This window comes from Kitasatospora sp. NPDC058492 (assembly GCF_042720685.1).
Lineage (GTDB): Bacteria > Actinomycetota > Actinomycetes > Streptomycetales > Streptomycetaceae > Kitasatospora.
In genome coordinates, this window is sequence record NZ_JBHXMU010000001.1 from 31,854 (window position 1) to 48,681 (window position 16,828).

Below are 16,828 nucleotides of genomic sequence, written 5' to 3' on the forward strand. Positions count from 1 at the left end.
CGACCGGCCAGTCCCGACCGGTCAGTCCCGGTCGAGCAGTGCGGCGAGGTAGTGTGCCACCTCGCCGCACAGGTCCTCCGGTGTCGGCACGTGCCAGTGTCCGCTTCCCGCTGTGGCGTTGAACAGCAGCCCGTCGCACCAGCGGATCAGCCGTCGGGCGTCGGCCGCCGGGTCGGCCGAGCCGCTCTGCGCCAGCAGGGCGGCAGCGGTGTCGGTGAAGCGCGCGCCCAGCCGGTCGTAGCCGGCGCGCAGTTCGGGCCGGCGGGTGGCTTCCAGGGCGAGTTCGAGGCGGGCCAGAGTGAGCCTGCGCCCGGTGGTGAGCGCGCCGTACAGCAGCTCGGCCACTCCCTGGGTGAGCAGGTGGCGCGGGCAGCAGTCCGGCTGGGGCCCGCCGGCCATGACCGGGTGGCCTCCGGTCTCGCGTTCGACGATGCGGGTGAGGGCGAGGTCGAGCAGGGCGGCCCTGGTCCGGGCGAGGTTCGAGGTCGAGCCGGCGGGCAGTCCGGCCTCCTCGTCCACGGCGCGGTGGGTCAGCCCGCGCAGGCCGCGCTCGGCGATCAGGGCGATGGCGGCGTCGGCGATCAGCGTCGGGCGCGGCGGTGTCATGGATCCGGTCCTGGCCTCTCTCTTCAGGGGGTCCCGACCCGGGGCGGGCCCGAACCCCCTTCACGCCAACACTATCCCATCCCAACTACAGGTGTAGTACGGTGCGGGAAGTGGTCACTACAGCCGTAGTGTCGGGAGAGGGGTTCACTCATGGGCGCGTACCAGGCAATCGTCATCGGCGGCGGCATCGGCGGACTCTCCGCCGCCCTCGCCCTCCACCGCCAGGGCATCCCCGTGACCGTCCACGAGCGCGCCGCCTCGCTCGAACCCGTCGGCGCCGGACTCGCCCTCGCCCCCAACGCCCTGCGCGCCCTCGACCGGCTCGGCATCGGCGAACGCCTGCGAGCCCTCGCCACCCCTCATCCCGCCGTCGGCCTGCGCCACCCCTCCGGCCGCTGGCTCGCCCGTACCGACACCGCCACCTTCGAGGCCTGCTTCGGCGACACGATCGCCGCCGTCGCCCGCGCCGACGTCATCGCCGCCCTGGTCGACGCCCTTCCGGACGGCACCGTCCGCACCAACTCGCCCGCCGCCCTCGTCACCCCCGGAGGCACCACCGGAAGCGCCACCGAAGGCACCCCAGGAAGCACCACCGGACCAGCCGTCGTCCGGACCCCCGACGGGGAACGGCCCGCCGCCCTGGTGGTCGCCGCCGACGGCCTCCGCTCCGCCACCCGCGCGCTGCTCTTCCCCCAGCACCCCGGCCCCCGCTACAGCGGCTTCACCACCTGGCGCACCGTCGTGTCCCCCACCCGCCGGCCGGATGCCGTGGGCGAGGTCTGGGGACGCGGACAGCTCGCCGGCGTCGTCCCGCTCGCCGACGGCCGGGTCTACGTGTACGGCGCCGCCCTCGCCCCGGCCGGCGCCCGCGCCGCCGACGGCGACGAGAAGGCCGAACTCCTGCGCAGGTTCGGCACCTGGTGCGCGCCCGTGCCCCAACTCCTCGCGCTCGCGGAACCCGAGCGCGTCCTGCGCCACGACGTCTGGGACCTCGCCGACCCCCTGCCCACCTACCACCAGGGCCGGGTTGCCCTCCTCGGCGACGCCGCCCACGCCATGTGCCCCTTCCAGGGCCAGGGCGCCTGCCAGGCCATCGAGGACGCCGTCGTCCTCGCCTCCGCCCTGACCCCCGGCGCGGACCCGGCCACCACCCTCCCCGCCTACACCGCCGCACGCCTCCCGCGCACCACCGCCATCGTCACCGGCTCCCGCCGTACCGGCGACCTCGTCGCCCTCCACACCCCCGCCGCCACCCGCTTGCGCGATGCCGCCCTCACCCTCGCCGGCCTCCTCCCGGCCCGCACCCTGCTCAACCGCTCCGCCCGGACGTACAACTGGCAGCCCCCGGCCCTCGACGCAACCGCCTGAGCACGGACCGCCCGCCACTCGCCCGGGACCAGCCGACGGGCTGGATATCGAGGCGGCGGGCATGCGGGTCGAAGCGCCCGGGGGCGGCCTTGCCCGCAAGTTCGGGGACCACGACGTCCGCCCGAGGCCTTCGTCCGGATGCGCGGGATCGCCGTGCAGGCGATCGCTCCGACGATGGCCGGGCGGGCCGGTAGAGCGGCCAGGCGCGTTCCGCGGGTGACGCAGGTCATAGGAACCCGCGCGGGCGGGGCACCAGATAGGGGGCGTGGACTCTTCAGATCGAGATGTGCGCGCGAGGGTGCGGGCCGGTGACCGGGACGCGTTCGGCCGGCTCTTCGACACGTATGCGCGTGCGGTGTACAACCACGTGTTCCGGCTCACCGGGGACTGGTCGACGGCGGAGGACGTGATGTCGTTGACGTTCCTGGAGGCCTGGCGCCGGCACGACCGGGTCGAGGCGGAGGGCGGGTCGCTGCGGCCCTGGCTGCTGGGCATCGCCACGAAGCTGGTCAGCAACCAGCGCCGGGCCGCCCGGCGGCACTGGCAGGTACTGGCGCAGCTCCCGCCGGCCCGCGAGAACGTTCCCGACTTCGCGCAGGAGGTGGCCGGGCGGATCGACGACGCGGCGCGGATCGCGGTCCTGCACCAGTCGCTGGCGCGGCTGCGCCGCCCGGACCGCGAGGTGCTGGCCCTGTGCGTGTGGGCGGGCCTGGACTACCAGGAGGCCGCCGAGGCCCTGGGCGTACCGGTGGGCACCGTACGCTCACGCCTGTCCCGGGCCCGGGCCCGGCTGCACCGCCTCGCCGAGACGGCCCAGCGCCGGGCGCAGCGGAAAAAAGTGGAACCCGGCCGTGGCCGGAACCAGATCCAGGGTGGGTCCGCGAGTGCGGCCCCGTCCACGAAGGAGGTACACCAGTGAACGCCGGACAGCGGCCGGAGCCGGTCGAGCGCGCGGAACTGCTCGGGCAGGTGCCCGTGCCGGCCGAGCGCGACCTCCCCGCAGGACGCCACGCCCTACACCGGGAGCGCCTGATGCGCCAGATCGACCTCGACACCCCCACCCCAACCTCCACCCCCGCCCCGGCCCCCGCCAGGCCGCGCTTTCGGCGGCGGCTGGCCGTCACCCTCGCCGGTGCGCTCGTCGTGGGTACGGCCGTGGCCGTGGCCGTGACGCAGTCCTCGCGGGGCGGGGCCAGCGGGCCGCTGAGCTCTGCGGAGCTGGCCAGCTGGACCGGTGTCCCGACACCGCTGGCCGCTTCGACGGGCCCGGGCGCCACCGCCGAGAAGTGGTGCCTGGACCGGATGGCCGACGGCCCGGGCGCCGGGGCACCCGTCAAGATCACCAATGCGGACCTGCGGGGCAAGGTCGCCTCCATGGTCGTCAACCGCGGCGGCAAGGCCATGCTCTGCTACGTCGCCTCGGAGACCAGCGGTCTGTGGGAGGCGATCGACCCGGTGAAGAACGTGGCGGCCGACGCGATCACGTACGACACGGGCGGCTCCCACGGTGACGGGGACGCCATGTTCAACTACGCGCAGGGCTCCGTGGGGGCCGGCGTGAAGGCGATCACCATGCAGGTCGCCGGACGTACCTTCCAGGTCACCGTGGCGGACGGCCGCTGGACCGTCTGGTGGCCCGGGACGATGTCACACCGCGCCGTCCCCGACACGGTCACCGTCACCCTCGCCGACGGCACCACCCGCGTCGTCAGCGGCAGCTCGCTGTTCACCAGGTGAGACCCAGGTGAGACCTCCCGGGTGCGCGCTGAGCGCCTGGACCAGGCGGCGCCCGGTCGGGCCTGCGCGCTCCCGGGCCGGCGGCGCATCCCGGCCCTGATCTCCTCCTCGGCGAACGCCGCGAGCGTGTCGGACCTGGCCGTGGGCCGGGTCCGCCGTTCGCGGCGTTCGCGCCGTTCGCGGCGTTTGCGGCATTTGCGGAGCGGCCGCGGGCGGGGGTGGCGTCCTCCCCTCCGGCACCGGCCAGGCCCGGGAACCGAAGCGGACAAAGTAGGATGACTCAACTCCCGCGCTACGCGCGAAGAGTTCCACAAATGCCCCATTTGTTCGATTTATCTCCGCTTCACACGCACGGAGCCACCCTCATGGACAACCCGTCGAACGCCGACACCGGCGGCGCGATAGAAACCCGCGGCATCGAACCCGTCCCCGACCACGAGCGCGGGGGCAGAGTCCGCGAGCTCTTCCCGACCTGGGTCGCCGCGAACATCAGCGTCCTGCTGCTCACCATGGGCGCCGCCCTGGTGGTGTTCAACCAGTTGAACTTCTGGCAGGTCCTGATCGTCGCGGCGTGCGCCGCGCTCGTCTCGTTCGGCCTGGTCGGCGTGCTGTCGGTCTCCGGCAAGTGGGGCGGGGCGCCGGGCGCGACCCTCTCGCGGGCCACCTTCGGGGTGCGCGGCAACCTCTTCCCCGGCGCGGTGCTCTGGATCGCCCGGTTCGGCTGGGAGACGATCAACGCCGTCACCGGCGCCTACGCCGTGCTGACGGTCCTCGACCTGCTCTTCGGCGTCAAGGCCAACACCGCGCTGATCGTCGTCACGCTCTTCGCCTTCGTCGCCTGCACCTTCCTGGTCTCCGGCATGGGCCGCAAGGCGCTGAACGTCTGCAACACCTGGTCGACGTACCTCTTCGGCGTCTTCAGCGTGCTGGTCCTGGGCTACCTGGTCGCCACCATGCACTGGAGCGAGGTCTTCGCCAAGCCCGCGGGCACCACCGCGATGATGATCGCCGGCATCGGGACCATCGCCGCCGGCGGCATCAGCTGGGTCCCCACCGGCCCGGACTTCGCCCGCTACCTCCCGCACTCCGCCTCCGGCAGGAAGATCGTCGGCGTGACGGTCTCCGGCGCCGGCCTGGTGATGGTGCCCATGGTGCTCATGGGCGCCGTGATGGCGGTGGCCTCACCCGGCCTGGCCCAGGCCGCCGACCCGGTCTCCTTCCTCGGCGACCTGCTGCCGACCTGGCTGGCCGTGCCCTACCTGCTGACCGCGATCGTGGGCATGCTGCTGATCAACAGCCTCTCCATGTACTCGGCCGGCTTCACCGCTCAGACCATGGGCGTCAAGCTGCCGCGCGCCACGGCCGTCAGCATCAACGCCGTGATCTCGCTGGTCGGCGGCCTGCTGCTGATGCTGGTCGCCAAGAGCTTCCTGGGTTCCTTCATCACCTTCCTCATCCTGCTCGCCGTCTCCTTCTCGGCCTGGATCGGCGTCTATGCGGTGGACATGTTCCGGCGCCGTTCACGCGCGGTGCGCTACGACGCCGCCGGGCTCATGGACACCAGCAGGAACAGCCGCTACTGGTACACCGGCGGCTTCTGCTGGCAGGCCATGGTGTCCTGGGTGCTCGCCCTACTACTGGGGCTCGCCTTCACCAAGTGCGACTGGTTCGCCGGCCCGCTCTCCGACACCCCCGTCGGCAGGTACGGGCTCGCCTGGGCAGCGACCATCGTGATCTCCGCCGCGATCATGGCCGCACTCCCCGCACCCCGGGAGAACGCCCCCGCCACCACCGCACAGCCCGCCGACCGCCGGGCGGAGCAGCCCGAACGGGCCACCGCCTGACCCCGCGGCACGGCCCACCGCCCGCCCCGACACACCCAGACACACCCCGACCGCCCGGTCGCCGCCTCACCCGAGCCGGCGACCGGGCGGTCCCGTTCCGCCACCACACCCGGGCACCGGCCGACAGCCGGCCAGGCCCTGCCGGCGACGACCAGCACCCGTTCGAGGGCCTTGGCGGCTTCGCCGCCGTGCAGCAGGCGATCACCACGGCGACGGAATCCGGGCGCCCCCCGCTCCGGCCGGGCCGCCGACGTCGTCTCCGGCGCCTTGACCGCACTCCCCGACGTGGCCCGAACGCCCACCCGGGGGTCTGTTTCGCTCCTGCTACGCCGCGACGACCGGTCCCTGGTCCCCGGATCAGTCCATGCCCTGCCGGCCCTACGCCGTCGTCGTCGCCCGGGGTGTGAGGCCGGTGTCGACGAAGTCGCAGCGCGACGCGATGACGTCGGGGGCGGCGGATTGCAACTCGTCGCATTTCAAGGTGGCGTCGACGTACTCACGGTCCCCACTCGGGAAGCCCACCGTGAGCACGGCGACGCGGAACGTGTAGCGGGGTCCGGCGCTGGCAGGGTCCGGGATGCAGGCCCCGCCGAAGAACACTCCCTCGATCGTGGCCTCCTCGCTGTAGTAGCCGGTAGGGCAGATGTAGCCGTAGGCCGGGTCGGCGGCACGGGCCGGGGCCTGAACGGCGGTCACCGTCCCGGTGGCAAGGAGGAGCGCTGCGGCTCCCATGCCGATCGGTTTCATGGCTTCGCCTCTCCGCATAGTCACTCTGAGTACTTGAAACGCTACCCTGGATTCGCCCGCCTGGCCGCCCGGGGCTTCCAGGTCCGGGGGCTACCGGTCCAGGTCCGGTCCCAGCGCCCCGCGCCTTGAGCTGGGGTGTCGCGACCCCCGGGACGGGTGGGCGGGGTCGCCCGCCCGGAGCGGCTCGTGCCGCTCGTGCCGCGCCAGACGATCGTCGGGTTCTACCAGGTGAGCAGGATGTAGCCGGGCCACCGTTGTGGCCGCCGGTGATGACCGTGCCCGGCGATCGTCCGGCCGCCGGGCAAGCCGGTTCACCAGCGCAGGCGCCGCGCCACTGCGGACGAGTTCGAGTCCGTCTGCCGAATGCAGTGACTCCGGCAGCCGGAGTAGGTCATGCTGAGACCGGGCCGCCCCGCACCTCCCTCGTCGAACTGGCCGTTCACCAAGGAGAGTTGCATGGCAGCCCACTGTGCGGGCAGGGAGTGGAAGCGGCATGGGTACGCGCCCCCGGTGCACCCCCTCATCGTGATCGGCTGCACCACTTGACGCAATGACGTCCACGCACCGGGGGCGGGCCACCGACACGCTCATCCACCAAGGGAGCACAGCATGCGCATCAGGAAGACTCTCGCCGCCCTGGCCGTCGTCACTTCGACGATGGTCGGCGTGGGCGTCGCAACCGTCGGCACCGCGTCCGCCTCCGACAGCGGCTCCGACAGCGCCACCAGCAACAACGGCGCGTGGTACCAGGTGTACGCGAACGGCCCGACCGTCGGGTGGCACGTCAACGCGGGCCGCACCGACGAGCGGTTCTACCTGACCGCCGGGGACACCTGCGGCCACACCTACAGCTGGAACTGGAACGACGTGGCCGACGCCGGGACGAACAACGCGTGGTGGCAGTTCTCGTGCAACCTGTCGTGGGCGAACCTGTACCCGACCAACAACGGCAGCCAGTCCGGCCGCACCGTCTCGCGATGATCCACGTCGCAGACACCGTCATCCCGCTGCCCGGCGGCACGACGGGCGGCTGAGCGCCGCGCGCCGGCTGGTACTTCCTCACCGCCGGCCGGCCTCGCCCCTGCACCGATACCTGTACCAATACCTGCACCGATCCCCGCTGCGGTCGTTGTGGGGCGCACTCCGGAGGTGACGGCACCGGGTGTCTCCCGGGGCCGTCACCGACCGGGCGCGGCGCCCGCTGAACAGCCCGGCGGTGCGGTCCGACTGGCCTGGACGACGAAGGAGCCGGCTGTGTCCCGGGAGACGGGGCTACGGCGTCGGGCTCAGCTTCTTCCACGGCCGGCCGCCGTTGGCCTCCGCCGTGCCGGGGGTGGCGGTGGTGTACCACTGGGCGTACCAGTAGTAGCCCTGGTACTTCACGAACGCGGCCGTCGAGGCGGCCGGGTCGCCGGTGAGGAGGTGGGTCTCCCGGACGGTGGCTCCGCCGGCGACCTCGATGTCGCTGCCGTTCGCGGAGCGGAGCTTGAACAGGCCGTTGTGCTTCGGCCCGCCGGGGGCCCCCTCACTGCCGTTGTCGGCGATCGGGACGAGCCGCCACTTCTGCTCGTTGCGTCCGTTGCACGCGAGCGAGGCGATGTCCTGCCGGGAGGCGGTGGCGGTCAGGCACCTGCCGCCGCCGGAGACGGTGTACAGGCCGCCGCCCGCGTCCTGGATCCGCCAGTACTGGTTGGGGTTCTGGTCGTTCAGCTCCACGAGGTGCGCGCGGGACTGGTCGGGGTTGTTGTCGATCATCATGGGCTTCCCGGTCTGGCTGTCGCCGTACTCGAACATCCAGCCCTTGTCGCCCTTGTCGTACATCCGCCACAGCCGGCCGCCGTCGGGCCGGTAGACCTGGCCCTGCTTCCAGTCCGGGGCCTGGCAGGAGCTGCCGGCCGCGGGGGCGGGCGGGGCCACCGTCCGCACGTCGCGGCGCTGGTCCCCGGTCGAGCCGTACTCCCGTCCGCCGATCCTGAACGTCACGTTGGACGGCCCGGTGACCGGCAGGTAGTACTTCAGGTCGATGTCCCGGGACTTGCCCGGCGCCAGGTCCTCACAGTAGCCGAGGGTGAGGGTGAGCCGGTGGAAGTCCCCCTTGAGGCCGCCCGTGTTGGGGCCGGTGTGGCCGGGCACGAGGCCCTTCATCTCCTTGTAGTCGTTGTCCTTGACGATCGGCGGCATCGAGGTGGGCAGGTCGAGGGCGATCTCGGTGCCCTGGGCGAGGGTGACGCCGGAGTTGTTGGTGATCCGCAGCTTCGGCTGGACGGGGTAGAAGTCGTTCTCCCCGGTGGGGAAGTCCACCAGTTCGGCCTTCACGTCGATCACCTCGGCCGGCTGCGGCCGGCCGCCCGCCTTGGTGCTGCCGTCGGTGCCGGCGCCCCTGCCGCGGACATGGTGCTCCGGATCGCGCCCAACGTCTTCACCACGTCGGCGCGCACGCTGTCGAGCTTGGCTGCGACGGCCGAGTCCTCTTCGGAACAGGGGCTCAGACCGATCCCGGCGAGGTAGGCCGCCGTGCAGGACGAGATGATCTTGCTGAAGTCCAGGTCGTTGCCGCCGATGGACACCACGACCATCCGGATGTCATAGGTGCGGGCGAGGTCGGCCAACTGCTGGATCTGCGGCTTCTCGTTGTTGCGCGACACCGAGAGGATGTCCTCCGTCTTCGCGCCCGAGCAGGCGATGTTGAACCGCCGCTCTACGGGAATGCCCTCGAACTCCGTCCCCTTGATGGGGGCCACGTCGGAGCGGTCGCACTTGTTGCCGCCGTTGGCGTAGGACGTCGCGTCGTAGACGCAGTCCTCCTTCGTTCCGTCCTTCCTGCTCTGGCAGCGGTCGCGTCGGTCCGTTCCCCAGACGTCCCCCTCCTCCTTCGTGAGCGCGTTGCCCGCCCAGCGGCCGCCCTCGCCGGAGATGTAGCTGTCGCCCATGGACACGATGGCCGGTTGCTTCCTGCTTCAGGCCTTGCCGCGTGCGGCGGTGGAACGGGCAACAGGCTGCGCAGGGTCGCAGTCGGGACCGAACCACACCGCGTGGTGATCGGAGTAGAGGTTGTCCAGGCGATAGGCCTGGTACCCCACCGGCTTGGAGCTGCTGATCGCGTAGTCCAGGTTCTTTCCTCTGCCGTCATCGGGCTCAGGGCGCGGGGCCTTGAACGTAGCCGCGTCGGAATCCACGACGTGTGCCCCGCCCAGGTCGGCAGCCGTCCACGACGTCGCGGTCCTGTTGAAGTCACCGAGCACGGTCCAATCATTGGGGCCCGCGTCCTCCCTGGCCGCGTCGATGCGGTTGGCGGTGTCGCCAAGGTCGTTGGAGTTGTTCGCGCCGTGCACGCTGTAGAACCACGTGCCGTTGGGAAGCTTGATGCCGAGCATGGGCTTGGGATTACCCGCGACATCTTTTTTCTGGTCGTTCTGGGCCGCGCCGATGACATGAACGTGGTTGTTGTCGAACGGGATCACCAGGCTGCGGTCGACCACGAAACCGAGGTTCCTGGTGGCGTTCCCGGTCCGAGTGGCGAGGAAGATCAGGTCATAGTTCGTCGCCTTGGAGAACGGCTGCTCGCACTTGGTCACCGTCCATTCCGTCTTGATGTCGGTCTTGACGCTCTGCAAGCTACGGCCCAGGGTGATGAGCTGTTGGGGGTTGGCGCTGCAGGGAACAGTGCTGCCCAACTCCTGGAGCGCCATAACCTGGGGTGCGTCAGTGGTGTTCAGGAGGCTGGCCTCCAGATCTCCGCCGGCGCCCGTCCAATGGCCGTCCCAGCGGTCCTGGTTCTGCATGTTGAACGTGGCCGCCGTATAGGAATCCATGGCGGCGACGGCGGGCGCCCCCTGCGTGACCGCGAGGGCCTGCAACAGGCCCACGGTCAGGGTGAGGACGAGTGCCGCGGCGACTCGACGCCAGATGGTCGGTCGACATCGTGGAATCCCGCTCGGGGGTGACTGCCTCGCATTGACGTGTGTTCCACGTCTTTCCTTCCGTTGACGGCACAGGGAAGTCGAGACTTTACGAAGCAGGAATTGATATTTGATCAACGCTTGTGTTGACGCCGGAGGCCATGTGCGAGCCCGGAGGGCCCGTGGCGTCGGCGCGGGCCTGGACACGCCCTCCGCCGCCTGGGACGCCGGGGTCCACGGTGCGTTGATGCGCTGTCTACGCAGTCCTGCGAGCGTTCGGGCGCCTCGCCGCTGCAGACGGGTGGGGGGCGCTGTCCGGGTCGAACCGCTCCCCCGTCGAGCGGATCCCGGTGGTGCCGCTGTCCGGGGCGGCGCCCGTCGCTCGTCCGTCGCTCGTCGGCGCGGGCGGCGAACCGCGGCCTGGTGACGTCCGGGTCCTGTCGTCAGTTACCGGGCGGCTGAGTCGGCGCGGATCTCAGCCCGTCCAGGGTGAGGTCGAGGAGGCGTTCGGCCTGCTCGCGCTGCTCGGGTTTGGCCGAGGTGAGGGCGATTCCGGCGAGGGCGGCGAACATGTCGGTCGGACGGATGTCGGAGCGGATCGTTCCGGCGGCGGCACCGGCCTCTATCAGGGAGTTGAGGGCGCCCTGAATCATCTCGTGACTGTCGGCGTAGGGGTTGCTGCCCGAGGCGACGACGGCTCGCAGGGCGTCGGCCATGCCGTATTTGGCGGTGGCGTAGTCGATGAAGCGGCGAGTCCACACCCGCAGGGCCTCGGCGGGCGGCATCGTCGCCAGGAGGCCGGCGGCGGCCTCGCACAGCCGGGCCACTTCGTTGCGGTACGCCGCCTCGATCAGCGCCTCTCGGGTCGGGAAGTTGCGGTAGAGCGTGCCCGTTCCCACGCCCGCTTCCCTGGCGATGCGCTCGAAGTGGGCGTCGAGCCCCTCCTCGCTGAACACGCGCACCGCGGCGGCCAGGATCTTGTCCCGGTTGCGCTGCGCGTCGGCCCTCAGCGGGCGCCCTGCCTCTCGGGTCATCGGCGGCTCGTTCCCTTCTCCGTTGCTAAGTGGAGGCTCCGCCACTTAACCTGGGCGAAGTGGCGGAGCCTCCACTTTCACTCTAGGGCATGGTCCGACCTGCCCGGACGCCCCCTCTGCTCCGCACTCCACACTCCACACACCGCAATCCGCAATCCGCACTCTGGAAGGACAGGCGAGCATGCCGGGAATCGAAGGCAAGGTCGTGGCGATCACAGGCGCCAGCAGCGGCATCGGCGAGGCGACCGCGCTTCTGCTGGCCGAGCGAGGCGCGAAGGTCGTCCTCGGGGCACGCCGTCCGGAGCGTCTCGCGGCCCTGGCCGCCCGCATCGAACAGGCCGGTGGCGAGGCCGCCTGGATCCGCACGGACGTGACGCGGCGCGAGGACCTCCCCAACCTCGTCAAGCTGGCATGCGACCGATACGGCAAGCTCGACGTCCTCGTCAGCAACGCCGGGATCGGCCTGATCTCCCCCCTCGACGACCTGCGCGTCGAGGACTGGGAGCAGATGATCGACGTCAACCTCAAAGGCGTCCTGTACGGAATCGCGGCGGCCCTCCCCCTCTTCCGGGAGCAGGGATTCGGACACTTCGTCAACACCGTGTCCACCGCCGGACTGCGCATCGTCCCGCTCCAGTCCGTGTACGCCGCCACCAAGAACGCCGTGCGCACCGTCTCCGAGGGCCTGCGCCAGGAGGCCGGCCCCAACCTGCGCGTGACCGTCGTCTCACCCGGCGCCGTCCGCACCGACTTCGCGGAGCACATGGACCCGGCAGCGAAGGCCCAGATCGACAAGCTGATGGAGATCGCCCTCCCGCCGGCCGCGGTGGCCCGCGCCATCGCCTTCGCCATCGAGCAACCGGACGGTGTCGACGTCGGCGACATCGTCGTTCGCCCCACCGCCCAGGGATAGGCCCCCCGCGACGGGGTGAGGTGAGCGGTCGGACCGGGGCACCGGTGCTTGCCGTAGCCTGGCGGTGCCCTGCTCCCGATCCGGTCGAGGTCATGGAATTTCGTCAGTTGCGGTACTTCGTGGCGGTGGCGGAGGAGTTGCACTTCGGTCGCGCAGCCGAGCGGTTGATGATCGTGCAGTCGGCCGTCAGCCAGCAGATCGGTCGGCTGGAGCGTGAGCTGGGCGTCGAGCTGTTCGACCGCTCGGGGCGCCGCGTGCGGCTGACTGCCGCGGGGGCGGCGTTCCTGCCCGGCGCCCGCGAGGTGTTGGCGGCCGAACAACGGGCCCTGGACCTGGTCGGCGGCTTCGTCGCCGAGCGGGAGACCGTGCTGCGCGTCGGGACGAGCCGGGGCATGGGCGTGCGGTTGGAACGGGTGCTGGCGGCGCTGGGGCGAAACGCGCCCGGCACCCGGGTGGAGTTGGCGTCGGCGGCGCCGGAGGAGCGCCTGCGGCGGGTCGCCGACCGGGAGTGGGACGCGGCCTTCGTGCGCGGGGAGGTGACGACGCCGCAAGGCGTGCGGCTGATCCCGGTGTGGCAGGAGGAACTCGTGGTCGCCCTGCCGGCCCGCCACCCGTTGGCCGGGGCGGACGAGGTCGACCTCGTCCGGCTCTCGGAGCTACCGCTTCACCTGACGGAACGCCGGAGCAACCCGCCGCTGGTCGATCTGGTCGTGGGTGCCTGCCGGGACGCCGGGTTCGAGCCCGTGCCCGGACCACCGCACAGCTCACTCCAGGGCACCCTTGCGGCGCTGGGCGCGGGTGCTGCCGGTTGGACGGTGGTGTACGCGGCGCACGCCCACCAACTGCGCGGCGACCAGGTGGCCTTCCTACCGGTGCGCTCCCCGGCCGGAGCGCGGAGCGCCGAGGCAGCGCTCTCCCTGCCCACCGTGTTGGCGGTGCACGGTGCCGCCGCCCCCGAGCGCGTGCGCTTGCTGCTGGAGGCCTGTCGGGAGGCGGCGCGTGACGATCGCGATTCGTGATCGTCGCGAACTCGAAGTGCTGCTGGATCGCGAGCTCCCACCGGAGTGAACTGGGACCCATGGTCACCGCCGCCGATGCGGCCGGTACCGCCGACCACGGTTCCCCACTCGATCCGCGGGCCGTGCCCTGCTCGGCACGCCCGCCACCGGGCCGGCGCCACGTCGGACCGACACCGACCGAGCGCGCCTTCACCTCCAGGCACCAGGAGAGCGACCATGACGAACCCCACGACGGAACAGGCCACGGACCGGACGCCGCTGGCCGAGCGACTGCGGCGACCGGCGATGACACGATCACTCCGACTCGGCGACACGAAGGTGACCTACGTGCCGGACGGGGCGGTGGAACTCAGCGCGCGCGGCTGGTTCCCCCGCAGCACGGAGGAGGACTGGGCCGCCCACCCCCAGTACCTCGACGACTCCGGCAACCTGGCGGCGGGCATCGGCGCACTGCTGGTGGAGCACGGGGAGCGTGCGCTGCTGATCGACACGGGCTTCGGTCCGCAGGCGATCCCGGCCCAGCCGGGCAATCCGCGCGGGGCCATCCACGGCGGTGCGCTGCTCGACAACCTGACCGCACTGGGCCGTCCGCCGGCCACGATCGAGGCCGTCGCCATCACCCACCTGCACCTCGACCACATCGGCTGGGCCTGGCGCCCCGCACCGGACCGCGACCTGCCCGCGTTCGCCGGCCGCGACCTCCTGGTCGCCGCACCCGAATGGGCACACCGCCACCTCCTGGCAGCACGCGGCATCACCGACGAGATCCTCCGGATCATGGCACCACAGGTGCGCACCGTCCTCGACGGCGACGAGATCTTCCCCGGCGTGCACGTGCTGCTCACCCCCGGCCACACCGCCGGGCACGCGTCCTACGTCATCGCCGGGGGCGGCGAGCGGCTGATCGCCTTCGGCGACGCCATGCACTCGCCGATCCAGGTGGACCACCCCGAATGGTCGGCCGCCGCCGACCTCGACCCCGACCGGGCCGCACAGGAACGCCGGCGCCTGGTCGCCGAGTTGGCGCGACCGGGCACGATCGGCTTCGGCGTCCATTTCGCGGACGTAGTGTTCGGCCGGGTTCACCTCGACGGTGACGGCCCCGCCTGGCGAGCCGTCGCCGACTGACCGCTGCCTGCCCGACGTTCCGCTCCCTACACGGTGTGCTCGCGAATGATTTCGCCGATCTGCCGGGGAAGTCCGGGGGAGAACAGCGCGTGCCCCATGCCGGGAATCGGCTGGAATCGGGAGTGAGGGATTTCATCGGCGAGGGCACGGCCATGCGGTAGCGGGCGCAGGGGATCTTCCGTGCCGTGCATGACCAGTGTCGGGGCCCTGATCGAGGACAGCGGAGCAAGGCGGTCTTCGGTCATGTGACGCCCAGCCAGATCGTGGTTGAGGGCCGCGCTGTGGTGAACGGTCCGGTCGAAGGAGGCTTCCACGAAGCGGAGAGCGGCAGGCTCGTCGAAGGGAAGGACGTCGCCGTTGAGCACTCGCCACGTCTCCAGGTTCGCCGTGACGTACTCGTCGCGAGTCCCCTGCGGGAGAGCGGCGCGTTGTGCGAGGTGCGTCAGGAAGCGTGCCGTGGGTGGCGGCAAGTCGCTGGGGTCTGGTGTCTGGCCGGCCATGGCGCGAGCCCAGGCCGGCCCCGCACTGTGGCCCATCGGGCCGGTCATCATCGCGGTCAGAGTCAGTACGCGTTCAGGGCGGTGAACGGCCAGCCATTGGCCGATCGCACCGCCCAGGGAGGCCCCGACGATGTGCGCGGCGGCTACTCCGTGGCCGTCGAGCACGGCCGTCGCATCGGCGGCCATGTCCGCCAGCGTGTAGGGGTGGGTGGCGAAGTCCAGGCAGGTGGACCGGCCGGTGTCCCGGTGGTCGTAGCGGATGACCTGGCGACCGCTGGCGGCCAGCACATCCACCAGCTCGTCCGGCCATCCGATGCCGGGTGCGGCGGTCCCCATCACCAGGAGGACCGCCGGATCGTTCGAGTTGCCGACCCGTTCGGTCCACAGGCGCAATTCGCCGGATTCGGCAATTAATTCAGCAATCGCAGTCATGGGCGCCAACATAGCGAACGAGTTACCAATTTTCCACATCCCCAATGGATATGAATTTCCATCGCCATTCTGGTAAAATACCGAATAGGTCGCGGGCTTCAGGAAGTGGTCGACCAGGTAGGCCATCCGAGGCTCTCGACCTTCGCCGGCCGCAGGACTACTTCGGGCGGGTCTGGTCCGCAGCGCTCCGCGCCCAAGGACTCGCCCAGTCGACCTGCGAGGAGACGGCCGCATGACGCCGCTCGTCCACGCCCCCGAAGGACAGCGCCTGGGCCGACGACGAGAACTACCGGACCCACTGTCAGCGGCCCGCGGTTGACTGACGCCATGGGAGACACCACCGACCACCTGCACCGCATCGACGCCCTGCTGACCCGCCCGGCCCCGGACATCGCCCGCCTGCCCGCCGACGGCGACCTCACCACCGCCCACCGCCGCCTCGTTGAGGCGCTGCGCCCGCGCTGGGGGTCGTCGCGTAACCTCGCGACCGGCGGTTTCGTCGACCCGACCATCGACGACGACAGCGGGCTGCCACTGGTAGCCCCGTTCGCCGGGCGTCTGGTCGAGCTGTGCGGGTGGGCGGTGGGCGAGCGCTGGATCGGCTGCGGGATCGTCCGGGACAACGACGGCGGCGCGCCGCACCTGGTCGCGGTGACGGCCCGCCGGGCCGACCCGGCGACGGCCTGCCTGCTCGCCGAGGACGGGGAGGAAGAGGCCGACGTGCCGGGTGACCGCTGGGTTCGGCGGCTCGCCGCCGCGACGGGCCGGCCGCAGTCGCGGCAGTGGACCGTCGACTGGTCGTCGGCCGAGGCCAGGCTCGGCACCGCCCTGCCCGCCGACTACCGGCACCTGGCGGAGCACTTCGGCCCTGGCATGTTCGCAGGCTTCCTCGACCTCTCCCTGCCCGGCCCCCTGCCCGGCCGCGACGACCCGTTCCCGCAGTTCCTGTGCCTCGTCGAGCACGCCCTCCACCTTGCCGAACTCGCCGCCGCCGACCCCGGTATCGCCGACCTCTACCGTCCCCACCAGCTCCACCCCGCCCCGGGCGGGCTCCTGCAGTGGGCCGGCTCCGTCCAGGCCGACCAGTTCTACTGGCTGACGGAGGATGCAGACCCGAACCGGTGGCCGGTTATCGCCCGCAACGAGGACGGCGACAGCTGGGCGCGGTTCGAGGGTTCCACCGCCGAGTTCGTCCACCGGCTCCTCACCGACCACCGGCACCCCTTCTCAGTCGCTGAGCTCATCGACCGCCCCGACTTCGAGCGGTACGAGCCCCACGAACCCGACAACCCCTTCTTGGTGGTTGAGGCCCGCTCTGGTGTCACTGGGCCATAACCCGGTTATGGGTGACCGCACCAACGACGCTCACGACGACGCCCGCGTCCAGGCCCGCACCGAGGACGTTCCCGAGCAGTCGGACGAGAACCAGCTCCCCTCCTGTAGACCGCAGTCCATCGGACTGGTCGCTGGGGAGTTGGCGCTGCGGTCCCGCGAGTCGCGGGGGGGGGCGGGGGGGGGGGGCCCGCGGGGCGGGGGCGGGCGCAGGGGGGTGGGCCCCGAGGCGGGCGAGACAGAAAACAAGACCACCCCGCGGGGGAGGG

Annotated in this window: 16 protein-coding genes; 9 read left to right on the top strand and 7 right to left on the bottom strand. The window is 71.5% G+C overall.

From position 1 onward, the window contains the following. Positions 1-21: 21 nt before the first annotated feature. Entirely contained in the window at positions 22-606 is a 585-nt protein-coding gene (locus tag ACFWPI_RS00175; RefSeq protein ID WP_380377757.1) for a TetR/AcrR family transcriptional regulator, read from the bottom strand. A gap of 150 nt (positions 607-756) precedes the next feature. Between ACFWPI_RS00175 and ACFWPI_RS00180 the strand changes: the two genes are divergently transcribed. The 4 genes from ACFWPI_RS00180 (at position 757) to ACFWPI_RS00195 (ending at position 5,555) form a co-directional block, all read left to right on the top strand. Next, the gene (locus ACFWPI_RS00180) at positions 757-1,974 is read left to right on the top strand and encodes an FAD-dependent monooxygenase (RefSeq protein ID WP_380377755.1); all 1,218 of its coding nucleotides are present in this window, start codon (positions 757-759) and stop codon (positions 1,972-1,974) included. A 286-nt stretch (positions 1,975-2,260) separates the two neighbouring features. Next, complete coding sequence (locus ACFWPI_RS00185; RefSeq protein WP_380377753.1) at positions 2,261-2,893, top strand: RNA polymerase sigma factor; 633 nt, start codon at positions 2,261-2,263, stop codon at positions 2,891-2,893. Continuing rightward, on the top strand, positions 2,890-3,711 hold the full coding sequence (locus ACFWPI_RS00190; RefSeq protein WP_380377752.1) for a hypothetical protein: 822 nt from the start codon (positions 2,890-2,892) through the stop codon (positions 3,709-3,711). Before ACFWPI_RS00185 ends, ACFWPI_RS00190 begins: the two co-directional genes overlap by 4 nt. Before the next feature lie 365 nt (positions 3,712-4,076). Then, positions 4,077-5,555, top strand: coding sequence for a purine-cytosine permease family protein (locus ACFWPI_RS00195; protein WP_380377751.1), 1,479 nt, complete (start codon positions 4,077-4,079; stop codon positions 5,553-5,555). A 378-nt stretch (positions 5,556-5,933) separates the two neighbouring features. Here the strand turns inward: ACFWPI_RS00195 and ACFWPI_RS00200 are convergent, their stop codons facing one another. Beyond that, positions 5,934-6,302: a hypothetical protein gene (locus ACFWPI_RS00200; protein WP_380377750.1), complete on the bottom strand. Its 369-nt coding sequence runs from the start codon at positions 6,300-6,302 to the stop codon at positions 5,934-5,936. Between the two features lie 609 nt (positions 6,303-6,911). Here ACFWPI_RS00200 and ACFWPI_RS00205 point away from each other — a divergent pair. Further along, complete coding sequence (locus ACFWPI_RS00205) at positions 6,912-7,283, top strand: hypothetical protein (protein ID WP_380377749.1); 372 nt, start codon at positions 6,912-6,914, stop codon at positions 7,281-7,283. Between the two features lie 291 nt (positions 7,284-7,574). On the opposite strand, the gene ACFWPI_RS00210 is transcribed toward ACFWPI_RS00205, so the two are convergent. The 4 genes from ACFWPI_RS00210 to ACFWPI_RS00225 all read right to left on the bottom strand — a co-directional run bounded on the left by ACFWPI_RS00210 (position 7,575) and on the right by ACFWPI_RS00225 (position 11,235). Then, positions 7,575-8,627, bottom strand: coding sequence for a chitinase C-terminal domain-containing protein (locus tag ACFWPI_RS00210; protein WP_380377096.1), 1,053 nt, complete (start codon positions 8,625-8,627; stop codon positions 7,575-7,577). Next, positions 8,624-9,232, bottom strand: coding sequence for a hypothetical protein (locus tag ACFWPI_RS00215; RefSeq protein ID WP_380377099.1), 609 nt, complete (start codon positions 9,230-9,232; stop codon positions 8,624-8,626). Before ACFWPI_RS00215 ends, ACFWPI_RS00210 begins: the two co-directional genes overlap by 4 nt. Before the next feature lie 27 nt (positions 9,233-9,259). After that, the gene (locus ACFWPI_RS00220) at positions 9,260-10,168 is read right to left on the bottom strand and encodes a hypothetical protein (RefSeq protein WP_380377101.1); all 909 of its coding nucleotides are present in this window, start codon (positions 10,166-10,168) and stop codon (positions 9,260-9,262) included. A 476-nt stretch (positions 10,169-10,644) separates the two neighbouring features. Then, complete coding sequence (locus ACFWPI_RS00225; RefSeq protein WP_380377103.1) at positions 10,645-11,235, bottom strand: TetR/AcrR family transcriptional regulator; 591 nt, start codon at positions 11,233-11,235, stop codon at positions 10,645-10,647. Positions 11,236-11,416: 181 nt separating this feature from the next. Here ACFWPI_RS00225 and ACFWPI_RS00230 point away from each other — a divergent pair, with 181 nt between their 5' ends. From ACFWPI_RS00230 to ACFWPI_RS00240, 3 genes are all read left to right on the top strand, one after another. Continuing rightward, positions 11,417-12,148: an SDR family oxidoreductase gene (locus ACFWPI_RS00230; RefSeq protein WP_063351875.1), complete on the top strand. Its 732-nt coding sequence runs from the start codon at positions 11,417-11,419 to the stop codon at positions 12,146-12,148. A 92-nt stretch (positions 12,149-12,240) separates the two neighbouring features. After that, on the top strand, positions 12,241-13,167 hold the full coding sequence (locus ACFWPI_RS00235; RefSeq protein WP_380377106.1) for a LysR family transcriptional regulator: 927 nt from the start codon (positions 12,241-12,243) through the stop codon (positions 13,165-13,167). 216 nt (positions 13,168-13,383) lie between these two features. Further along, a complete protein-coding gene (locus tag ACFWPI_RS00240) occupies positions 13,384-14,295 on the top strand; it encodes an MBL fold metallo-hydrolase (protein ID WP_380377109.1) in 912 nt (303 codons plus the stop codon). 26 nt (positions 14,296-14,321) lie between these two features. On the opposite strand, the gene ACFWPI_RS00245 is transcribed toward ACFWPI_RS00240, so the two are convergent. Next, positions 14,322-15,353 (bottom strand): alpha/beta fold hydrolase, encoded by a 1,032-nt coding sequence (locus ACFWPI_RS00245; protein WP_380377111.1) that lies wholly within the window; start codon positions 15,351-15,353, stop codon positions 14,322-14,324. A 201-nt stretch (positions 15,354-15,554) separates the two neighbouring features. On the opposite strand from ACFWPI_RS00245, the gene ACFWPI_RS00250 reads away from it, so the two are divergent. Continuing rightward, on the top strand, positions 15,555-16,562 hold the full coding sequence (locus ACFWPI_RS00250; protein ID WP_380377113.1) for a hypothetical protein: 1,008 nt from the start codon (positions 15,555-15,557) through the stop codon (positions 16,560-16,562). Positions 16,563-16,828: the final 266 nt, after the last annotated feature.

Coding starts and splice junctions, on each gene's coding strand:
- ACFWPI_RS00175 (WP_380377757.1), bottom strand. CDS start 606: ATGACACCGCCGCGCCCGACGCTGATCGCCGACGCCGCCATCGCCCTG.
- ACFWPI_RS00180 (WP_380377755.1), top strand. CDS start 757: ATGGGCGCGTACCAGGCAATCGTCATCGGCGGCGGCATCGGCGGACTC.
- ACFWPI_RS00195 (WP_380377751.1), top strand. CDS start 4,077: ATGGACAACCCGTCGAACGCCGACACCGGCGGCGCGATAGAAACCCGC.
- ACFWPI_RS00200 (WP_380377750.1), bottom strand. CDS start 6,302: ATGAAACCGATCGGCATGGGAGCCGCAGCGCTCCTCCTTGCCACCGGG.
- ACFWPI_RS00205 (WP_380377749.1), top strand. CDS start 6,912: ATGCGCATCAGGAAGACTCTCGCCGCCCTGGCCGTCGTCACTTCGACG.
- ACFWPI_RS00215 (WP_380377099.1), bottom strand. CDS start 9,232: ATGGGCGACAGCTACATCTCCGGCGAGGGCGGCCGCTGGGCGGGCAAC.
- ACFWPI_RS00225 (WP_380377103.1), bottom strand. CDS start 11,235: ATGACCCGAGAGGCAGGGCGCCCGCTGAGGGCCGACGCGCAGCGCAAC.
- ACFWPI_RS00230 (WP_063351875.1), top strand. CDS start 11,417: ATGCCGGGAATCGAAGGCAAGGTCGTGGCGATCACAGGCGCCAGCAGC.
- ACFWPI_RS00235 (WP_380377106.1), top strand. CDS start 12,241: ATGGAATTTCGTCAGTTGCGGTACTTCGTGGCGGTGGCGGAGGAGTTG.
- ACFWPI_RS00240 (WP_380377109.1), top strand. CDS start 13,384: ATGACGAACCCCACGACGGAACAGGCCACGGACCGGACGCCGCTGGCC.
- ACFWPI_RS00245 (WP_380377111.1), bottom strand. CDS start 15,353: ATGGCCTACCTGGTCGACCACTTCCTGAAGCCCGCGACCTATTCGGTA.
- ACFWPI_RS00250 (WP_380377113.1), top strand. CDS start 15,555: ATGGGAGACACCACCGACCACCTGCACCGCATCGACGCCCTGCTGACC.